The sequence below is a fragment of the Mesorhizobium mediterraneum genome, from assembly GCF_002284565.1.
GTDB classification, from domain to species: domain Bacteria; phylum Pseudomonadota; class Alphaproteobacteria; order Rhizobiales; family Rhizobiaceae; genus Mesorhizobium; species Mesorhizobium mediterraneum.
The window spans coordinates 148,310-162,780 of record NZ_NPKI01000015.1; the positions used below are offsets into that span (position 1 = coordinate 148,310).

The following is a 14,471-nucleotide window of genomic DNA, read 5'->3' on the forward strand; positions in this document are numbered from 1 at the left end:
TTCCCTTGCGGTCATTATTCTCCTCACAAGAAATGATAAAAAACGACCACAAGGTCGAACCAACAGAGTGAGGAACTCAACATGTCGAACGAACTGGAATTTCTCAGCCGGCGCGTCGCGTCCGGCAAACTGAGCCGTCGTGATTTTCTCGGCCGGGCGGCAGCGCTCGGCGTCACCGCGACCTTCGCCAACTCGCTGCTTTCAAGTGCGGCGCGCGCCGCGGGTCCGGTCAAGGGCGGCACGCTGAAGGCCGGCCTGGTCGGCGGCGAGTCCACCAACAGCCTCGATCCGGCCCTGTTCATGACCCAGGTGCCGTTCGCCTTCGGCAAGATGTGGGGCGAACTGATCGTCGAGCTTTCCCCGGAAGGCAATCTCGAGAACCGCATCGCCGAGGAGATCGGCTCGTCGGACGACGCCAAGGTCTGGACGCTGAAGATCCGCGACGGCGTCGAATTCCACAATGGCAAGACGGTGACCGCCGAGGACGTGGCCGCCACGCTCGAACGCCATTCGGACGAGAAGTCGAAGTCGGGCGCGCTCGGCTACATGAAAGGCATCGAGAGCATCAAGGCCAGCGGCAAGGAAGTCGTGCTGACGCTGAAGGAAGCCAATGCCGACCTGCCCTATCTGCTCAGCGATTACCATTTGATCATCCAGCCCAATGGCGGCAAGGACAAGGCCGACGCCGGCATCTCGGCCGGACCCTACAAGATCACCACCAACGAACCCGGCGTGCGCCATGGCGGCGAGCGGTTCGCCAATTACTGGCAGGCCGACAAGATGGGCCATGCCGACCAGATCGAGATCATCGTCATCAACGACGCCACGGCGCGCACTTCTGCCTTGCAGGGCGGCCAGGTCAACATGATCAACCGCGTCGAGCCGAAGATCGTCGACCTGATCAAGCGGCTGCCCGGCGTTACCATCCGCAACCATGCGGGTCCTGGCCACTACGTCTTCATCATGCATTGCAACACGGCGCCGTTCGACAACAACGATTTGCGCATGGCGCTGAAGCTGGCGATCGACCGCGAGGAGATGCTCGACAAGATCCTCAGAGGCTATGGCTCGCTCGGCAACGACTTTCCGATCAACTCGGCCTATCCGCTGTTTTCCGAGGACATCGAGCAGCGCAAATACGATCCCGACAAGGCAAAGTTCCACTACAAGAAGTCGGGCCATGACGGCGCCGTCCTGCTCAGGACATCGGACGTCGCCTTCCCAGGCGCAGTCGACGCCTCGCAACTGTTCCAGCAGAGCGCGGCCAAGGCCGGCATCACGCTGGAGATCAAGCGCGAGCCGGGCGACGGCTACTGGTCGGAAGTATGGAACAAGCAGCCCTTCTGCGCCTCCTACTGGGGCGGACGCTCGACGCAAGACCAGATGTATTCGACTGCTTACCTGTCGACGGCCGACTGGAACGACACGCGTTTCAAGCGTCCCGATTTCGACAAGATGGTGCTGGCGGCGCGTGCCGAGCTCGACGAAGCCAAGCGCAAGGCGATGTATCGCGACATGGCGATGCTCGTCCGCGACGAAGGTGGCCTGATCCTGCCGATGTTCAACCAGTTCATCGACGCGACGGGCGCCAAGGTCGCCGGCTGGGTCGACGATCCGCATCAGGAGCTGATGAACGGGTACGCTCTGGCAAAGTGCTGGCTCGAAGCCTGAGCCCGGCCTTGCGGATATGTCCTCACCCATCGTGAAACTGGTGGCCCAGCGCATTGCGCTGGGCATTCTCCTGCTGTTGGCCGTATCGGTCCTGATCTTCGCCGGCACCCAGATCCTGCCCGGCGACGTCGCGCAAGCCATCCTCGGACAGTCGGCGACACCGGAGTCGCTCGCCAATCTGCGCGAGCAGCTCGGCCTCAACGATCCGGCCTTTATCCGCTATTTCCGCTGGCTCGGCGGCGTCGTGACCGGCGATCTCGGCACCGCCATGTCAAGCGGGCAGGATATTGCGACGTCGATCAAGGGGCGGTTGTGGAACACGCTGTTCCTCGCCTTCTGGGCGGCGGTCGTGGCCGTGCCGCTGGCGATCATCCTCGGACTGATCGCAGTGCGTTACCGCAATGGCTGGGTCGACAAGCTGATCTCCGGACTGGCGCTTGCTTCGACGTCGTTTCCCGAATTCTTCATCGGTTACGTGCTCGTCTATTTCTTTGCCGTGAAATACCAGATCTTCCCCGGCATCTCGACGGTCTATGACGGAATGCCGTTCGGCGAGCGCATGCAGGCGATCATGCTGCCGGCGGCGGCACTGACGCTGGTGGTGCTCGCCCACATGATGCGCATGACGCGCGCCGCGATCCTCAACGTCATGCAGTCGGCGTATGTGGAAACCGCCGAGCTCAAGGGGCTTTCGGCATTCGCCGTCATTCGCAGGCATGCCTTCCCCAATGCGATTGCGCCGATCATCAACGTCGTCATGCTCAACCTCGCCTACCTGATCGTCGGCGTCGTCGTCGTCGAAGTGATCTTCGTCTATCCGGGCATGGGCCAATATCTCGTCGACCACGTCACCAAGCGTGACGTGCCGGTGGTGCAGGCGGTCGGCCTGATCTTCGCCGCCGTTTATATCAGCCTGAACATCGTTGCGGACATAGCGGCGATCGTCGCCAATCCGCGTCTCAGACACCCGAAATAGGGGAGAGGGCATGCTCGACATAAAACGCATCCCCATCCCTGCGCTGATCGGCCTGGTGCTGACGGCATTGTTCGTGCTGGCGGCGATCTTCGCGCCGTGGATCGCGCCGTACGGCAATGGCGAGATCGTCGGCGACGTCTGGGCACCGATGTCGGCGACACATTGGCTGGGCACCGACAATCTCGGCCGCGACCTCCTTTCGCGCATGATCTACGGCGCCCGCGTCACGCTGTTCATCGCGGTGCTGGCCACCGCCCTGTCCTTCTCGCTCGGCGCCATCCTCGGCTTCTCGGCGGCGGTTTTCGGCGGCTGGTTCGACACGCTTATGTCGCGCCTTGTCGATCTCCTGATGTCAATTCCGACGCTGATCATGGGCCTCGTCGTGCTGTCCGTGCTGCCAACCAATCTGGTGACGCTGATCCTGGTCATGGGCATCCTCGACTCGACCCGCGTTTACCGCCTGTCGCGGGCAGTCGCCGTCGACATCAACGTCATGGATTTCGTCGAGGCGGCCAAGCTGCGCGGCGAAGGCAGCATGTGGATCATTTTCCGCGAAATCCTGCCCAACGCGTTGTCGCCGCTGGTTTCGGAACTTGGCCTGCGCTTCATCTATGCCGTGCTGTTCCTGTCGACGCTGTCCTTCCTCGGGCTCGGCGTGCAGCCGCCTAGCGCCGACTGGGGCGGCATGGTCAAGGAAAACAAGGATGGCATCGTCTTCGGCATCGCGGCGGCGCTCATCCCTGCGGCGGCGATCGCCATGCTGGCGATTTCAGTCAATCTGGTCGCCGACTGGGTGCTCAACCGCACGACAAGCCTGAAGGGAGGGCGCGGGTGATGGCTGACCAGCGAGCAAAGTCCGTGCTGCTCGATATCCGCAATCTGCGCATCGAGGCCACGGTGTTCCCGCCAGGCGAGCCGCCCAAGAACATCGTGCTTGTCCACGACGTCTCACTGACGCTCGAGAAGGGCAAGGTGCTCGGCCTGATCGGCGAGTCCGGCGCCGGCAAGTCGACCATCGGCCTGTCCTCGATGGGCTATGGCCGCGGCGGCGTCCGCATCACCGGCGGCGAGGTCATCCTGAACGGCCGCGACATCCTGAAGGGCGGCAAGGAGGGCTTTCGCAAGCTGCGCGGCCGCGAGGTCTGCTATGTCGCGCAATCGGCCGCGGCGGCCTTCAACCCGGCGCACAGGCTGATGGACCAGGTGGTCGAGGCGACGCTGCTGCACGGCACGGCGACACGGGCCGCGGCCGAGAAGCGCGCCGTCGCACTGTTCAAGAAGCTCAGCCTGCCGAACCCCGAAAGCATAGGCGAGCGGTTTCCGCACCAGGTGTCGGGCGGCCAGCTGCAGCGCGTGATGACGGCGATGGCGCTCTGTTCCGAGCCCGACCTGATCGTCTTCGACGAGCCGACCACGGCGCTCGACGTGACGACGCAGATCGACGTGCTGGCGGCGATCAAGGACGCCATCCGCGACACCCATGTCGCGGCGCTCTACATCACCCACGACCTTGCCGTCGTCGCCCAGGTCTCGGACGAGATCATGGTGCTGCGCCACGGCCGGCTGGTCGAATGGGGCGGCACCCGTCAGATCATCAAGGAACCGCGCCAGGAATACACCAATGCGCTGGTCTCGGTGCATGAGATCGAGCACCAGGAACAGAAGCCCGGCACGACGCCGTTCCTGTCTGTCAAGAACATCACCGCCGCCTATGGCCGCAGTCACATCAAGGTGCTGAAGAACGTCTCGGTCGACATCTATCCAGGCCAGACGCTGGCGGTGGTCGGCGAGTCCGGCTCGGGCAAGTCGACGCTGGCGCGCGCCGTCACCGGCCTGTTGCCGCCCGAACAAGGCACCGTCACCTTCGACGGACGTCCACTCGCCAACCGGCTTGCCGACCGGCCGAAGGAGGATCTGCGCCAATTGCAGATGATCTACCAGATGGCCGACGTGGCGATGAATCCGCGCCAGACCGTCGGAACCATCATCGGCCGGCCGCTCGAATTCTATTTCGGTCTGCGTGGAAGGCAACGTGACGCCCGCGTCGCCGAGCTGCTCGACAAGATCGAGATGGGCAAGGGCTTCGTCGACCGCTACCCGGCCGAGCTTTCCGGTGGCCAAAAGCAGCGCGTCTGCATTGCCCGCTCGCTTGCCGCCAAGCCTAAGCTGATCATCTGCGACGAGGTCACCTCGGCGCTCGACCCACTGGTGGCCCACGGCATCCTGAAGCTGCTGCTCGAGCTGCAGAAAGAGGAAAACGTCGCCTATCTGTTCATCACCCACGACCTCGCCACGGTGAAGTCGATCGCCGATTCGATCGCGGTGATGTATCGCGGCGAGGTGGTGCGCTACGGCGCGAAGAGCCAGGTGCTGGCGCCGCCCTTCGACGACTATACAGACCTTCTCTTGTCCTCGGTGCCCGAAATGGAGATCGGCTGGCTGGAGAAGGCGATCAAGGGACGGCGCATGGCAAGCGCCGGGAATTAGACACCCGGTGGCGTTGAATACAAAACTTCTGCTCATCATCCTCGACGGCGTGCCTTACCGCAATTGGCGCCGGCTGATGGGCAATCTCGAAGGCTGGGTGCAATCGGGCGAAGCGCGTGTCTGGAAGATGCGCTCCGTTCTGCCGTCGACCTCAGCCTGCTGCTATGCGTCGATCCATACCGGCGTGGCACCGCAAGTGCATGGCATCCTGACCAACGAGAGCCGGTTCCGCGTCAAGCAACCGGATATATTTTCGGAGGTCAGCAAGGCCGGCGGCAAGACCGGCGCGGTCACTCATTCCTACTGGTCCGAATTCTTCCGGGCCTATCCGTTCGATCTGGTCGAGGACATGGAGTTCGACGAGCCCGGCGGGCCGATCACGCATGGCCGGTTCCACACCATGACCGGCTACAACGCCCGCAACCAGATGACGCCGAGCGACGTCGACCTGTTCGCGACGCTGACCATGCTGACCAGGCGCCACCGCATCGACTACGGCATCCTGCACACCTGCACGCTGGACTCGATGGGCCACCGCTTCGGCCATGACTGCCATGAGATGGATCACGCCGTCTATGCGATGGACGGCATGCTCGCAGCCTTCCTGCCGCGCTGGCGGGAAGCCGGCTACGAGGTCATCGTCACAGCCGATCACGGCCAGACCGATCGCGGCCATCATGGCGGCCATGACGACGAGATGCAGGATTTTGCTCTGTATTATTTCGGACAGGGCGAGGGGCCGGAGGCCGGCACGCTGTTAGACCAGTTGCAGCTTGCGCCGACCGTGCTTGCCCGCCTCGGCGTGCCGGTGCCTGCGACGATGAAGGCCACGCCGTTCCTCGACTGAATGAATGCTGGCCCTCTCTCCTGCAGGCGCCGTGGCGCGATAGGGCAGCGACGCATATGTCGTATCAAAGTTCGAGACAAACCTTGCCAAAGTGCTTTTGGGATTCGTAGTACTTGAAGGCATTGGCGATCTCCTGCAGCGGAAAACCGCGGTCGATAGCTGGCTTCAAACGGTTGGCCTCGATGGCACGAATCATGTCTTCCTGGTCTGCCCTGCTGCCAATAGAAATTCCGCTGATCCTAATCTGATTGGAAAACAGGGCCGGGATCGAAACTTGTCCGGCAAAGCCAGTCAGGACGCCGATCAGGGCGATGTGGCCGCCCATCCTGCAAGCTGTTATCGACTGCGCCAACGTGCCCGGCCCGCCAACCTCGATCACGTGATCGACGCCGCGTCCGTCCGTCAAAATCCTTACCTTCTGGCCCCAATCCGGCACTGCCTTGTAATTGACGACAATGTCGGCTCCAAACCGCTTCAGCTTTTCCAGCTTTTCCTCCGATGAAGAGGTGGCAATAACGCGAGCGCCCGCAATTTTTGCGAATTGCAGCGCGAACAGCGATACACTTCCCGTGCCAAGGACCAGCACCGTATCACCGGGCTTCACCTGGCCGCACACCATCAGGGCTTTCCAGGCGGTAACGCCGGCACAGGTAAGCGTTGCCGCCTCCATATGCGTGAAGTCTGCCGGTGCCCTTGTGAAGGCATGCCAGGGCATGCACACATATTCGCGAGCATAGCCGTCAACATCATCTCCCAATTCGCCCGTCTTATTGGCTGGCGTCGGTTCGCCGGCCAGCCAATGGGGCCAATAGGTGCTGACGACGGCATCTCCGGCCTTGAATTGTTGGACATCGTCTGAGGCCGCAATCACTTGTCCAGCGCCATCGGACAGCGGGATTCGGCCATCGGCGCACGGTTTGTTTCCCAGCGCCACCATGCTGTCGTGGAAATTCAACGAACACGCTCGTATCCTGACAAGCAACTCACCCGGCCCTGGTTTCGGACAATCTTCCTCGACCAGCTTGAGATTTTCCAAGCCTCCCGGCGCTTTCAGCCTAATCAGTCTCATGGAAAGGTCCTTCCGATCGCGCAAGGCTTCATGCGCCTCACCAGTCGCATGGACGATTGACCGCGTCGAACACCGCCATCGGCGACTGATCCACGAGTCGCGGCCGAAAAGCTGTTGTTGGTCATGACTTTCACTTCTTCAGAGGGTTGCGGTTTGCGATCGGGACCTTAGTCGCCCGGCAGCGGACCGGTGAGTTACAAACCTGTCGGGAATCCCCTGTGCGGCGGCGTCGTCCAATGACGCTCCGCCCGAGGCTGAACGACTGCACCTTGAGCCGCCTAGTGGCCGCCATCATGGCGAGCCTGACGGCTGCCTTTTGCTTGGTGCCCCTGACTGAGACTGACCCCTAAAAACGGGGGGCAACGGTATACTCTGGCAACCTTTCCGCTCTTCGGTTAGCCTCCGCAAAAATCCGGGCGGAAAGCGGTGAACCTTTTTGGGCCGATCGGCGACAGAGCAGACAGGAGCCAGGCGGCTCGACCGGCCATGACGGCAGCGACGGAAACCGACCGCGCGCTTGTCAGCCGGGTCGCGAAGGGCGACCGTGCCGCCGTGCGGCTCCTGTTCATGCGCCACCACGCGCGGGTCTACCGCTTCGTGGTGCGCCAGACGGGATCGGAAATGATGGCCGATGATATCGCCAACGAGGTGTTTCTCGAACTCTGGCGCCAGGCGCCAGGCTTCGAGGGGCGCTCGGAAGTCTCGACATGGCTGCTCGGCATCGCCCGCTTCAAGGCGCTGTCGTCGCTGCGCAAGAAGAAGGAAGACCGGATCGACGACGATGACGCGGCCCAGGTCCCAGACAGCGCCGACACGCCGGAAGTCGTCACCATGAAGGAAGACAAGGGCGCCGCTTTGCGGCGCTTCGTCGATGCCTTGCCGGAAGAGCACCGCACGGTGATCGACCTTGCCTATTACCACGGACAGTCGGTGACCGAGATCGGGGAGGTGCTCGGCATCCCGGTTGCTACCGTCAAGACCCGGATGTTCTACGCCCGCAAGAAACTCGGCGAGGCGCTCAAGGCCGCCGGTTACGACAGGGGGTGGCCATGAGCGCCGCTGAAAAGATGTCGCGCCGCGATGAAATGGAAACGCTGCTGCCGTTCTATCTGAACGGCTCGCTGGAAGGCTCGGAACTCGAAGCCGTCGAGGAATGGCTGGCTTCCGATCCGGCGGCGCTTGCCGCACTCGGCGAGGCCGAAGCCGAATTCTCCAGCACCGCTGCATCCAATGAGGCGATCCGCCCGCCGGCCGATGCGCTCGGCCGCTTCACCCGGGCGCTCGACGCCGAAGCCGGCCCCGTGCGCGCGCCGGCGACATCGTCCTGGCTGGCGCAGGTGTGGGGCCGCTTCATGGCGGTGCCGGCCGGCGTCGCCTGGGCTGCGGCGGCAGCACTGCTTGCCCTCGTCATGGTGCAATCGGTTGTTCAGCCAGGCGGCAAGGACGGCGATTTCGAAATTGCCGGCCAACAAGGCGATCTGACGAAAATGCCGTTCGCGCTGGTGACGTTCAAGCCGGATGCGAAGATGGCCGACATTGTCGCTTTTCTTGGCGAACACCAGCTGAAGATTGCCGGCGGGCCGACCGCCGACGGTGTCTTCCGCCTTGGCATCCCGGCCGCAACCGCAGCCGATTATCAAAAAGTGCTTGCTCTTATTGCCGCCCAGCCTTTCGCGGAGGCTGTGGTCGAGGGAAGGAGACCGGTTGATGGCGGCTAGGGCGGTCATTGGGTTTGCGGCGCTCCTTGTGGCGGCGATGACGCTCGCCGCCGCGCCCGCTTTGGCGCAGACCAATGATCCAAACCTCACCCAGACGGAAATCGACTGCCTCAACCGGGCGACGGCGGCGGCCGACTGTATCGAGGACGATACAAGAGACGGCAGCGGCGAAAAGCCCGGCGCTGGTTCCGCCGCGACAAATGCGGTCGTTCTTCCTGCGCTGATCGTTGACCTGTTTCCCAACCCGGTCGGCGGCGGCCAAGCTCCGCTGCCGACGCCCGATCCACGCCGCAATCCGGCCGGTCGGGCACTGCCGCCGCAGGCCGCCGGTGCGCCTGCGATACAGGCCGCCGCGACGGGCGGTCCGATCGTTTCGCCCAGCGATCTCGTCGCGGCCGAGCCGCCGCGCGCCGTCATCGGTGATTTCGTGCCCGACGAGGTGCTGGTGACGGTAGACGGCGACGCCGTCCAGCAGATCGCCGCCTCATTTGGCCTCGAGGTGCGCTCGCAGCGCCAGTCTCTGCTGCTCGGCACCACGCTGGTGCGCTTCGGCATTCCCGATGGCCGACCGGTCGGCGTCGTGCTGGCGCAGCTTGCCGCCGACGGCCGCACCATGCGGCGCGAGCCCAACCATATCTACTCGCTGCAACAGGCAGCCAGCATCGTCAATTATGCCTTCGAGCGCATCGCGCTGGATTCGAAAGCGGCCAGCGGCGAGAATGTGCGCGTCGCCGTCATCGACACCGCCATCGACGATGCCAATCCAGCACTCTCCGGCGTCATCGTCGATCAGTTCGACGCCATGCCCGATGTGCCGATCGAGGCGCGCGATCATGGCACCTCGATCGACGGCCTGATCGCCGGCGTCGGCGCGCTCAAAGGCATGGCGCCGGGCGCGAAAATCTACCATGCCCGAGCTTTCGAGGGCGGCAAGTCGACCATGGACATCATCCTGTCGGCGCTCGACTGGGCGGCAAGCCAAGATGTTCGCATCATCAATATGAGCTTCGTCGGACCGAAGAACGACCTGCTCGGCATCGCCTGCCGCAATGCTCGCGCCTTGGGCATCGTGCTGGTCGCCGCCGCCGGCAACAACGGGCCGAAGGCGCCCTACGGCTACCCCGCCGCCTTCGACGGCGTCATCGCGGTGACGGCCACTGATGCCAAGGACGGGCTGATGCAGCAGGCTAATCGTGGCGCCTACGTCTTCCTCTCCGCTCCTGGCGTCGAGATGGTGGCGCCGAGCGGCGCCGGCTCGGATGTGGTCACCGGCACCTCATTTGCCGCAGCCATTGTGACCGGCGCGATCGCCAATCTGTTGCATGCCGCGCCCGATCGTTCCGCCGACTGGGTCGAGAAGGCATTGGCCGGCACGGCCAAGGATCTCGGCCCCAAGGGACGAGACAATGATTTCGGCTATGGTCTGCTGGACACCAAGGCGGCCGCGGCAGCGAAGGAATAGGCGTAGGCTTAAACGCTTCTGCTTTTATGCACATCGAAACTCAATCACTGGCTGCCACCAGCGCCCGAGATTGGTGGAACTTAGACGTTCGAGCTGACTGCCGGATCGGCTTGGCCATGCCAAAACCCGTCAAATAGTTCGAAAACTGGCTAGTTCGTTTCATTGGCGGCTGATGCCCGCTGGGCAAGTGGCCCTTTTAGGGTCACCAGAGGTGCTACTTGAGCAAATCTAGCCGACGCAGGTCCGTAGCAGCACTTGCGCAAGAGATCATCGGTTCAGGGCAGCGGGATCGGCTTGTCACTGAGTGTGCGCAAGTAGGCGATCATGTTGACCCGTTCGGTCTCGTCCGGGACACCGGGAGTCTCCATCTTGACGCCCGGCGTGGTGAGCATGGGCTCGAAGAGAAATCTGTTCAGGTCCTCGTACGTCCATACACCCTCCCAGCCCAGCAAGGCCTCGGAGTAACGCATATCTGCCATGGATGCCTTGTCGCGGCCGACGACGCTCCACAAGTTCGGTCCTATTTTGTTCCCTCCCTGTGGCTCGGCTTCGTGGCAAGTAGTACACCGGCGGGTGTATTCGGTTCGGCCTTTCTCGACATCGGCAGAAGCCAACTTCATTGATATTGGCGCTGGCGTTGGCAAGACGACGCCATGCGCCAAGAGATAGTCGGCAATTTCGCGTTGCCCCCTGTTTTTTGCCAGATGGAGCGGCGTCTTGCCGTGCATTGCCTTCGCATTCACGTCCGCTCCGGCCTCGACCAGTGCCTTCACGCAGTCGAAACAATCGAGAGTGACGGCGACATGAAGGGCGAATTCGCCATCACGATCGGAATTTGGATCCGCGTCCCGCTCTAGCAACAGGTTTAACAGATCGATCTTGCCTGTTCCGACAGCCGCCATCAGTGCGGGACCACCAGTCGTCTGGGCGTTGACGTCCGCACCACGTTCTATGAGCAGTTTTGCCGCTTCGATGTGGCCCATAAAGACCGCGAGATAGAGCGGCGTTGCGCTTCCATCACTCTCATCTACATCAGCGCCCGCATCGAGCGCTGCTGTGATCGCCGCGACATCGCCCTCCATGGCGGCATCGTGGATGGCGGCGGCTTGCGATACAATCGGAATGTGCAAAAGCAGCAGTGGAATGAGAAGCAAGGACACGCGCATTTGGCATCTCCCAAGGCAAACCGCAGTAAGCGTCACGGTTTCAAGACGGCAAAAGTATACCACGAATGCCTGATCGCAACCACGCCCACCGATGGCTCAATGGTGACAGCCCTTGAAAGAAAGACCGGCCATGTCCTTACTAGCCGTCTGGTAACGGGCCCAACGGTGCCATCCGAGGTCAACTTGCGCCGTCGCGCAAGTGACGTGGATGACTGGATCGAACTCGTCGCTCAGAATGATTTGGCTTCGACCCCCCTAACCCGGCGCGCCGGCGACCGATCCCCTGATCACCAGATCGACCGGCCAGACTTCGCCGCGGGCGCCCTCCTCCAGGCCGGAAATCCGCGCCGCCAGGCGCTCGGCGACGCGGGCGCCGGCCAGGCGGATCGACGAACGCGTCGTCGACAACGGCACCGAAAAATTCTCCGGCTTCAGCCAGGCGAAGACGTCGTCATGGGCGATCAGCGACAGGTCGCCCGGGATGGTCAGGCCGAGATCGCGCACCGCGCGCACGACGCCGAGCGCCATGATCAGGCTGGAGCAGGCGATCGCTGTCGGCGCATCGCTCTGCTCGAGCAACCGTCTGGCGGCGCGGTAGCCGTTCTCCTCGGTCATGGCGAGGGAACAGACATGGCCTTCGCCAAGCACCAGACCGCTCGCTGCCAATGCCCGGCGCACGCCACGCTCGCGGTGGATGGCGAAAGTCTCGCGGTCGTCGCCGTTGATCAGCGCCAACCGCCGGTGACCGAGCTGGACGAGCAGCCGTGCCGCCTCGTGGAAGGCACCCTCATTATCGATGTCGGTGAAAGGGTAGTCGAAATCGAGCCCTTCGCTGCGGCCATGGACGATAAACGGGATGCCGAGCGTGTTGACCAGCGCCACCCGCCGGTCGGCCGGCTTCGGCGAGGAGATGTAGACGGCGTCGACCTGCCGGTTGGCGACAATACGCCGGTAGGTCGTCTCCTGGTCGTCGGCATCGGCCGGGGACAGCGCCAGGTCGAGTTCATGCGAACGGGCATAGTCGCCGAGACCGGACAGGAATTCGACGAAATGCGGGTCGATGTCGACGGCCGTGCCGGTCGGCAAGACATAACCGATCATCCCGGTCTTGCCGGTGGCCAGCCGGCGCGCGCTCGGGTTGGGTCGGTAGCCGTGGCGCTTGGCTGCGTCGATCACCCGCCGGCGCGTTTCCTCATTGACTTCCGGGTAGCCGTTCAGCGCGCGGCTTACCGTTGTCTGCGAAAGCGCCAGCATGTGGGAGAGCTGTTTGAGGTTCACCGGAGGCCTCCAAGCCTCAAAGCGCTTTAACTATGGATCGGCCTAGCCGCTACGGGCAGCCCTACCTGATGCAAAGACCATAAGCACCGTTTCCGACCAGTTTGAAGCAAAATATGCTGCCGCAGCGCCAAAAAAGCATGCTGCAGCGCACTTTAGTTGCTCTTATATCGCGAAAATTAAATCGATTAGCACGCGACCCCTCTTGACTCCTGATCGATTCAGTGGCGTGATCGAAAAGACCAAAGCGCTTTGGAAGACTCTTCGAAAGGTTGCGGTTCCTTTCCGACTGAGTCACAGTCCTGCAGCGTCGGCGGACGGAATGGAGGTTCCGTCCGAGTGTTTGTCACCACTGGGAGGGAATACCGATGAAGAAAATGCTTCTGCTGAGCGCCGCCTTTGTCGCGCTCGCCCTGGGCGCGCCGGCGCAAGCCGAACTGAAATTCAAGCCGGGCGAAGATCCCCGCTTCAACTGGGCGAATTACGAAGACCTCAAGAAAGTCGACCTCAAGGGCGAGACGCTGTCGATCTTCGGGCCATGGCGCGGCGAGGACGAGGGGCTCATCCGCACCGTTCTCGACTATTTCTCGGAAGCCACCGGCGCCGAGATCAAATACTCCTCGTCGGAAAATTACGAACAGCAGATCGTCATCGACACGCAGGCCGGCAGCCCGCCCAACATTGCCGTGCTGCCGCAGCCGGGCCTGATCCAGGACCTGGCGTCCAAGGGCCTGCTGACGCCGCTCGGCGACGACACCGCCAACTGGATCAAGGACAATTACGGCGCCGGCCAGTCATGGGTCGATCTCGGCACCTTCAACGACAAGGACGGCAAGCCGGGCTTCTTCGCCTTTCCCTACAAGGCCGACGTGAAATCGCTGGTCTGGTACTCGCCTGACAATTTCGAGGAAGCCGACTACGAGGTGCCGAAGACGCAGGAAGAACTCGCCGAGCTCGAAAAGAAGATCATCGCCGACGGCGGCACGCCATGGTGCATCGGGCTCGGTTCGGGCGGCGCCACCGGCTGGCCGGCGACCGACTGGGTCGAGGACATCATGCTGCGCACCCAGACGCCCGAAACTTACGACAAGTGGGTGAAGAACGAAATTCCGTTCAACGATCCCGCGGTGGTCAATGCCATCGACATTTTCGGCAAGATCGCGACCGACGACAAAATGGTCGACGGCGGCGCCAAGGCGGTTGCCGCGACCGACTTCCGCGACAGCCCGAAAGGCCTCTTCTCGGTGCCGCCGAAGTGCTATCTGCATCATCAGGCGTCATTCATCCCGACCTTCTTTCCGGAAGGCACAGAGATCGGCCAGGATGCCGACTTCTTCTACTTCCCACCTTACGCCTCTAAGCCTGACCTCGGCACCCCGGTGCTCGGCGCCGGCACGCTGGCCATGATCACTAAAGATAGCAAGGGTGCCCGCGCGTTCATCGAATTCCTGAAGATGCCGCTCGCCCATGAGATTTGGATGGCCCAGGGCGGTTTCGTGACGCCGCTCAAATCGGTCAACAAGGATGCCTATGCCAGCGACGCGCTGAAGAAGCAGGGCGAAATCCTTGCCGAAGCCTCAACCTTCCGCTTCGACGGATCCGACCTGATGCCGGGCAAGATCGGCGCCGGCGCCTTCTGGACCGGCATGATCGATCTTGTCGGCGGCAAGTCCGCGCAGGATGTCGCCACCGACATCCAGAAGAGCTGGGACGCGATCAAGTAGGCGTCCCCGGCTGAACGTGCGGACTACCGATCCTGAATGGATCCGGGCCTCAATGGCCCGGATCCGACCGGCGGCC

The 14,471-nt window shown here is 62.7% G+C and carries 12 protein-coding genes; 9 read left to right on the forward strand and 3 right to left on the reverse strand.

All coding sequences use genetic code 11. The annotated features are described in order from the left end of the window. The first annotated feature begins 81 nt into the window (after window positions 1–81). From CIT25_RS10070 to CIT25_RS10090, 5 genes are read left to right on the forward strand one after another with little or no spacing between them, the layout of a single operon-like run. Window positions 82–1,671: an ABC transporter substrate-binding protein gene (locus tag CIT25_RS10070; RefSeq protein WP_095484403.1), complete on the forward strand. Its 1,590-nt coding sequence runs from the start codon at window positions 82–84 to the stop codon at window positions 1,669–1,671. Window positions 1,672–1,687: 16 nt separating this feature from the next. Next, entirely contained in the window at window positions 1,688–2,647 is a 960-nt protein-coding gene (locus tag CIT25_RS10075; protein WP_095484404.1) for an ABC transporter permease, read from the forward strand. A 10-nt stretch (window positions 2,648–2,657) separates the two neighbouring features. Beyond that, the gene (locus CIT25_RS10080; protein WP_095484405.1) at window positions 2,658–3,482 is read left to right on the forward strand and encodes an ABC transporter permease; all 825 of its coding nucleotides are present in this window, start codon (window positions 2,658–2,660) and stop codon (window positions 3,480–3,482) included. Beyond that, window positions 3,482–5,134 carry an ABC transporter ATP-binding protein gene (locus CIT25_RS10085; RefSeq protein ID WP_095484406.1) on the forward strand — a complete coding sequence of 551 codons (1,653 nt, stop codon included), beginning with the start codon at window positions 3,482–3,484 and terminating at the stop codon, window positions 5,132–5,134. The genes CIT25_RS10080 and CIT25_RS10085 overlap by 1 nt, the downstream gene beginning before the upstream one ends. Window positions 5,135–5,141: 7 nt before the next feature. After that, the gene (locus CIT25_RS10090; protein WP_095484407.1) at window positions 5,142–5,981 is read left to right on the forward strand and encodes an alkaline phosphatase family protein; all 840 of its coding nucleotides are present in this window, start codon (window positions 5,142–5,144) and stop codon (window positions 5,979–5,981) included. Between the two features lie 64 nt (window positions 5,982–6,045). Here the strand turns inward: CIT25_RS10090 and CIT25_RS10095 are convergent, their stop codons facing one another. Further along, window positions 6,046–7,050 carry a zinc-dependent alcohol dehydrogenase family protein gene (locus CIT25_RS10095; protein WP_095484408.1) on the reverse strand — a complete coding sequence of 335 codons (1,005 nt, stop codon included), beginning with the start codon at window positions 7,048–7,050 and terminating at the stop codon, window positions 6,046–6,048. 486 nt (window positions 7,051–7,536) lie between these two features. On the opposite strand from CIT25_RS10095, the gene CIT25_RS10100 reads away from it, so the two are divergent. From CIT25_RS10100 to CIT25_RS10110, 3 genes are read left to right on the forward strand one after another with little or no spacing between them, the layout of a single operon-like run. Next, window positions 7,537–8,103: a sigma-70 family RNA polymerase sigma factor gene (locus CIT25_RS10100; RefSeq protein ID WP_095485055.1), complete on the forward strand. Its 567-nt coding sequence runs from the start codon at window positions 7,537–7,539 to the stop codon at window positions 8,101–8,103. Continuing rightward, entirely contained in the window at window positions 8,100–8,768 is a 669-nt protein-coding gene (locus CIT25_RS10105) for an anti-sigma factor (protein ID WP_095484409.1), read from the forward strand. Before CIT25_RS10100 ends, CIT25_RS10105 begins: the two co-directional genes overlap by 4 nt. Then, window positions 8,758–10,230 (forward strand): S8 family serine peptidase, encoded by a 1,473-nt coding sequence (locus CIT25_RS10110; protein ID WP_095484410.1) that lies wholly within the window; start codon window positions 8,758–8,760, stop codon window positions 10,228–10,230. The genes CIT25_RS10105 and CIT25_RS10110 overlap by 11 nt, the downstream gene beginning before the upstream one ends. A gap of 275 nt (window positions 10,231–10,505) precedes the next feature. Here the strand turns inward: CIT25_RS10110 and CIT25_RS10115 are convergent, their stop codons facing one another. Both CIT25_RS10115 and CIT25_RS10120 read right to left on the reverse strand, forming a co-directional pair. Further along, the gene (locus CIT25_RS10115; RefSeq protein ID WP_095484411.1) at window positions 10,506–11,396 is read right to left on the reverse strand and encodes an ankyrin repeat domain-containing protein; all 891 of its coding nucleotides are present in this window, start codon (window positions 11,394–11,396) and stop codon (window positions 10,506–10,508) included. Between the two features lie 255 nt (window positions 11,397–11,651). Beyond that, on the reverse strand, window positions 11,652–12,674 hold the full coding sequence (locus CIT25_RS10120; RefSeq protein ID WP_095484412.1) for a substrate-binding domain-containing protein: 1,023 nt from the start codon (window positions 12,672–12,674) through the stop codon (window positions 11,652–11,654). Between the two features lie 365 nt (window positions 12,675–13,039). Between CIT25_RS10120 and CIT25_RS10125 the strand changes: the two genes are divergently transcribed. Continuing rightward, the gene (locus CIT25_RS10125; RefSeq protein ID WP_095484413.1) at window positions 13,040–14,395 is read left to right on the forward strand and encodes an ABC transporter substrate-binding protein; all 1,356 of its coding nucleotides are present in this window, start codon (window positions 13,040–13,042) and stop codon (window positions 14,393–14,395) included. Window positions 14,396–14,471: the final 76 nt, after the last annotated feature.

What these genes read in the sequence shown, in the direction of transcription:
- CIT25_RS10070 (WP_095484403.1), top strand. Translation starts at nt 82, where the DNA reads ATGTCGAACGAACTGGAATTTCTCAGCCGGCGCGTCGCGTCCGGCAAA.
- CIT25_RS10075 (WP_095484404.1), top strand. Translation starts at nt 1,688, where the DNA reads ATGTCCTCACCCATCGTGAAACTGGTGGCCCAGCGCATTGCGCTGGGC.
- CIT25_RS10080 (WP_095484405.1), top strand. Translation starts at nt 2,658, where the DNA reads ATGCTCGACATAAAACGCATCCCCATCCCTGCGCTGATCGGCCTGGTG.
- CIT25_RS10085 (WP_095484406.1), top strand. Translation starts at nt 3,482, where the DNA reads ATGGCTGACCAGCGAGCAAAGTCCGTGCTGCTCGATATCCGCAATCTG.
- CIT25_RS10095 (WP_095484408.1), bottom strand. Translation starts at nt 7,050, where the DNA reads ATGAGACTGATTAGGCTGAAAGCGCCGGGAGGCTTGGAAAATCTCAAG.
- CIT25_RS10100 (WP_095485055.1), top strand. Translation starts at nt 7,537, where the DNA reads ATGACGGCAGCGACGGAAACCGACCGCGCGCTTGTCAGCCGGGTCGCG.
- CIT25_RS10105 (WP_095484409.1), top strand. Translation starts at nt 8,100, where the DNA reads ATGAGCGCCGCTGAAAAGATGTCGCGCCGCGATGAAATGGAAACGCTG.
- CIT25_RS10110 (WP_095484410.1), top strand. Translation starts at nt 8,758, where the DNA reads ATGGCGGCTAGGGCGGTCATTGGGTTTGCGGCGCTCCTTGTGGCGGCG.
- CIT25_RS10115 (WP_095484411.1), bottom strand. Translation starts at nt 11,396, where the DNA reads ATGCGCGTGTCCTTGCTTCTCATTCCACTGCTGCTTTTGCACATTCCG.
- CIT25_RS10125 (WP_095484413.1), top strand. Translation starts at nt 13,040, where the DNA reads ATGAAGAAAATGCTTCTGCTGAGCGCCGCCTTTGTCGCGCTCGCCCTG.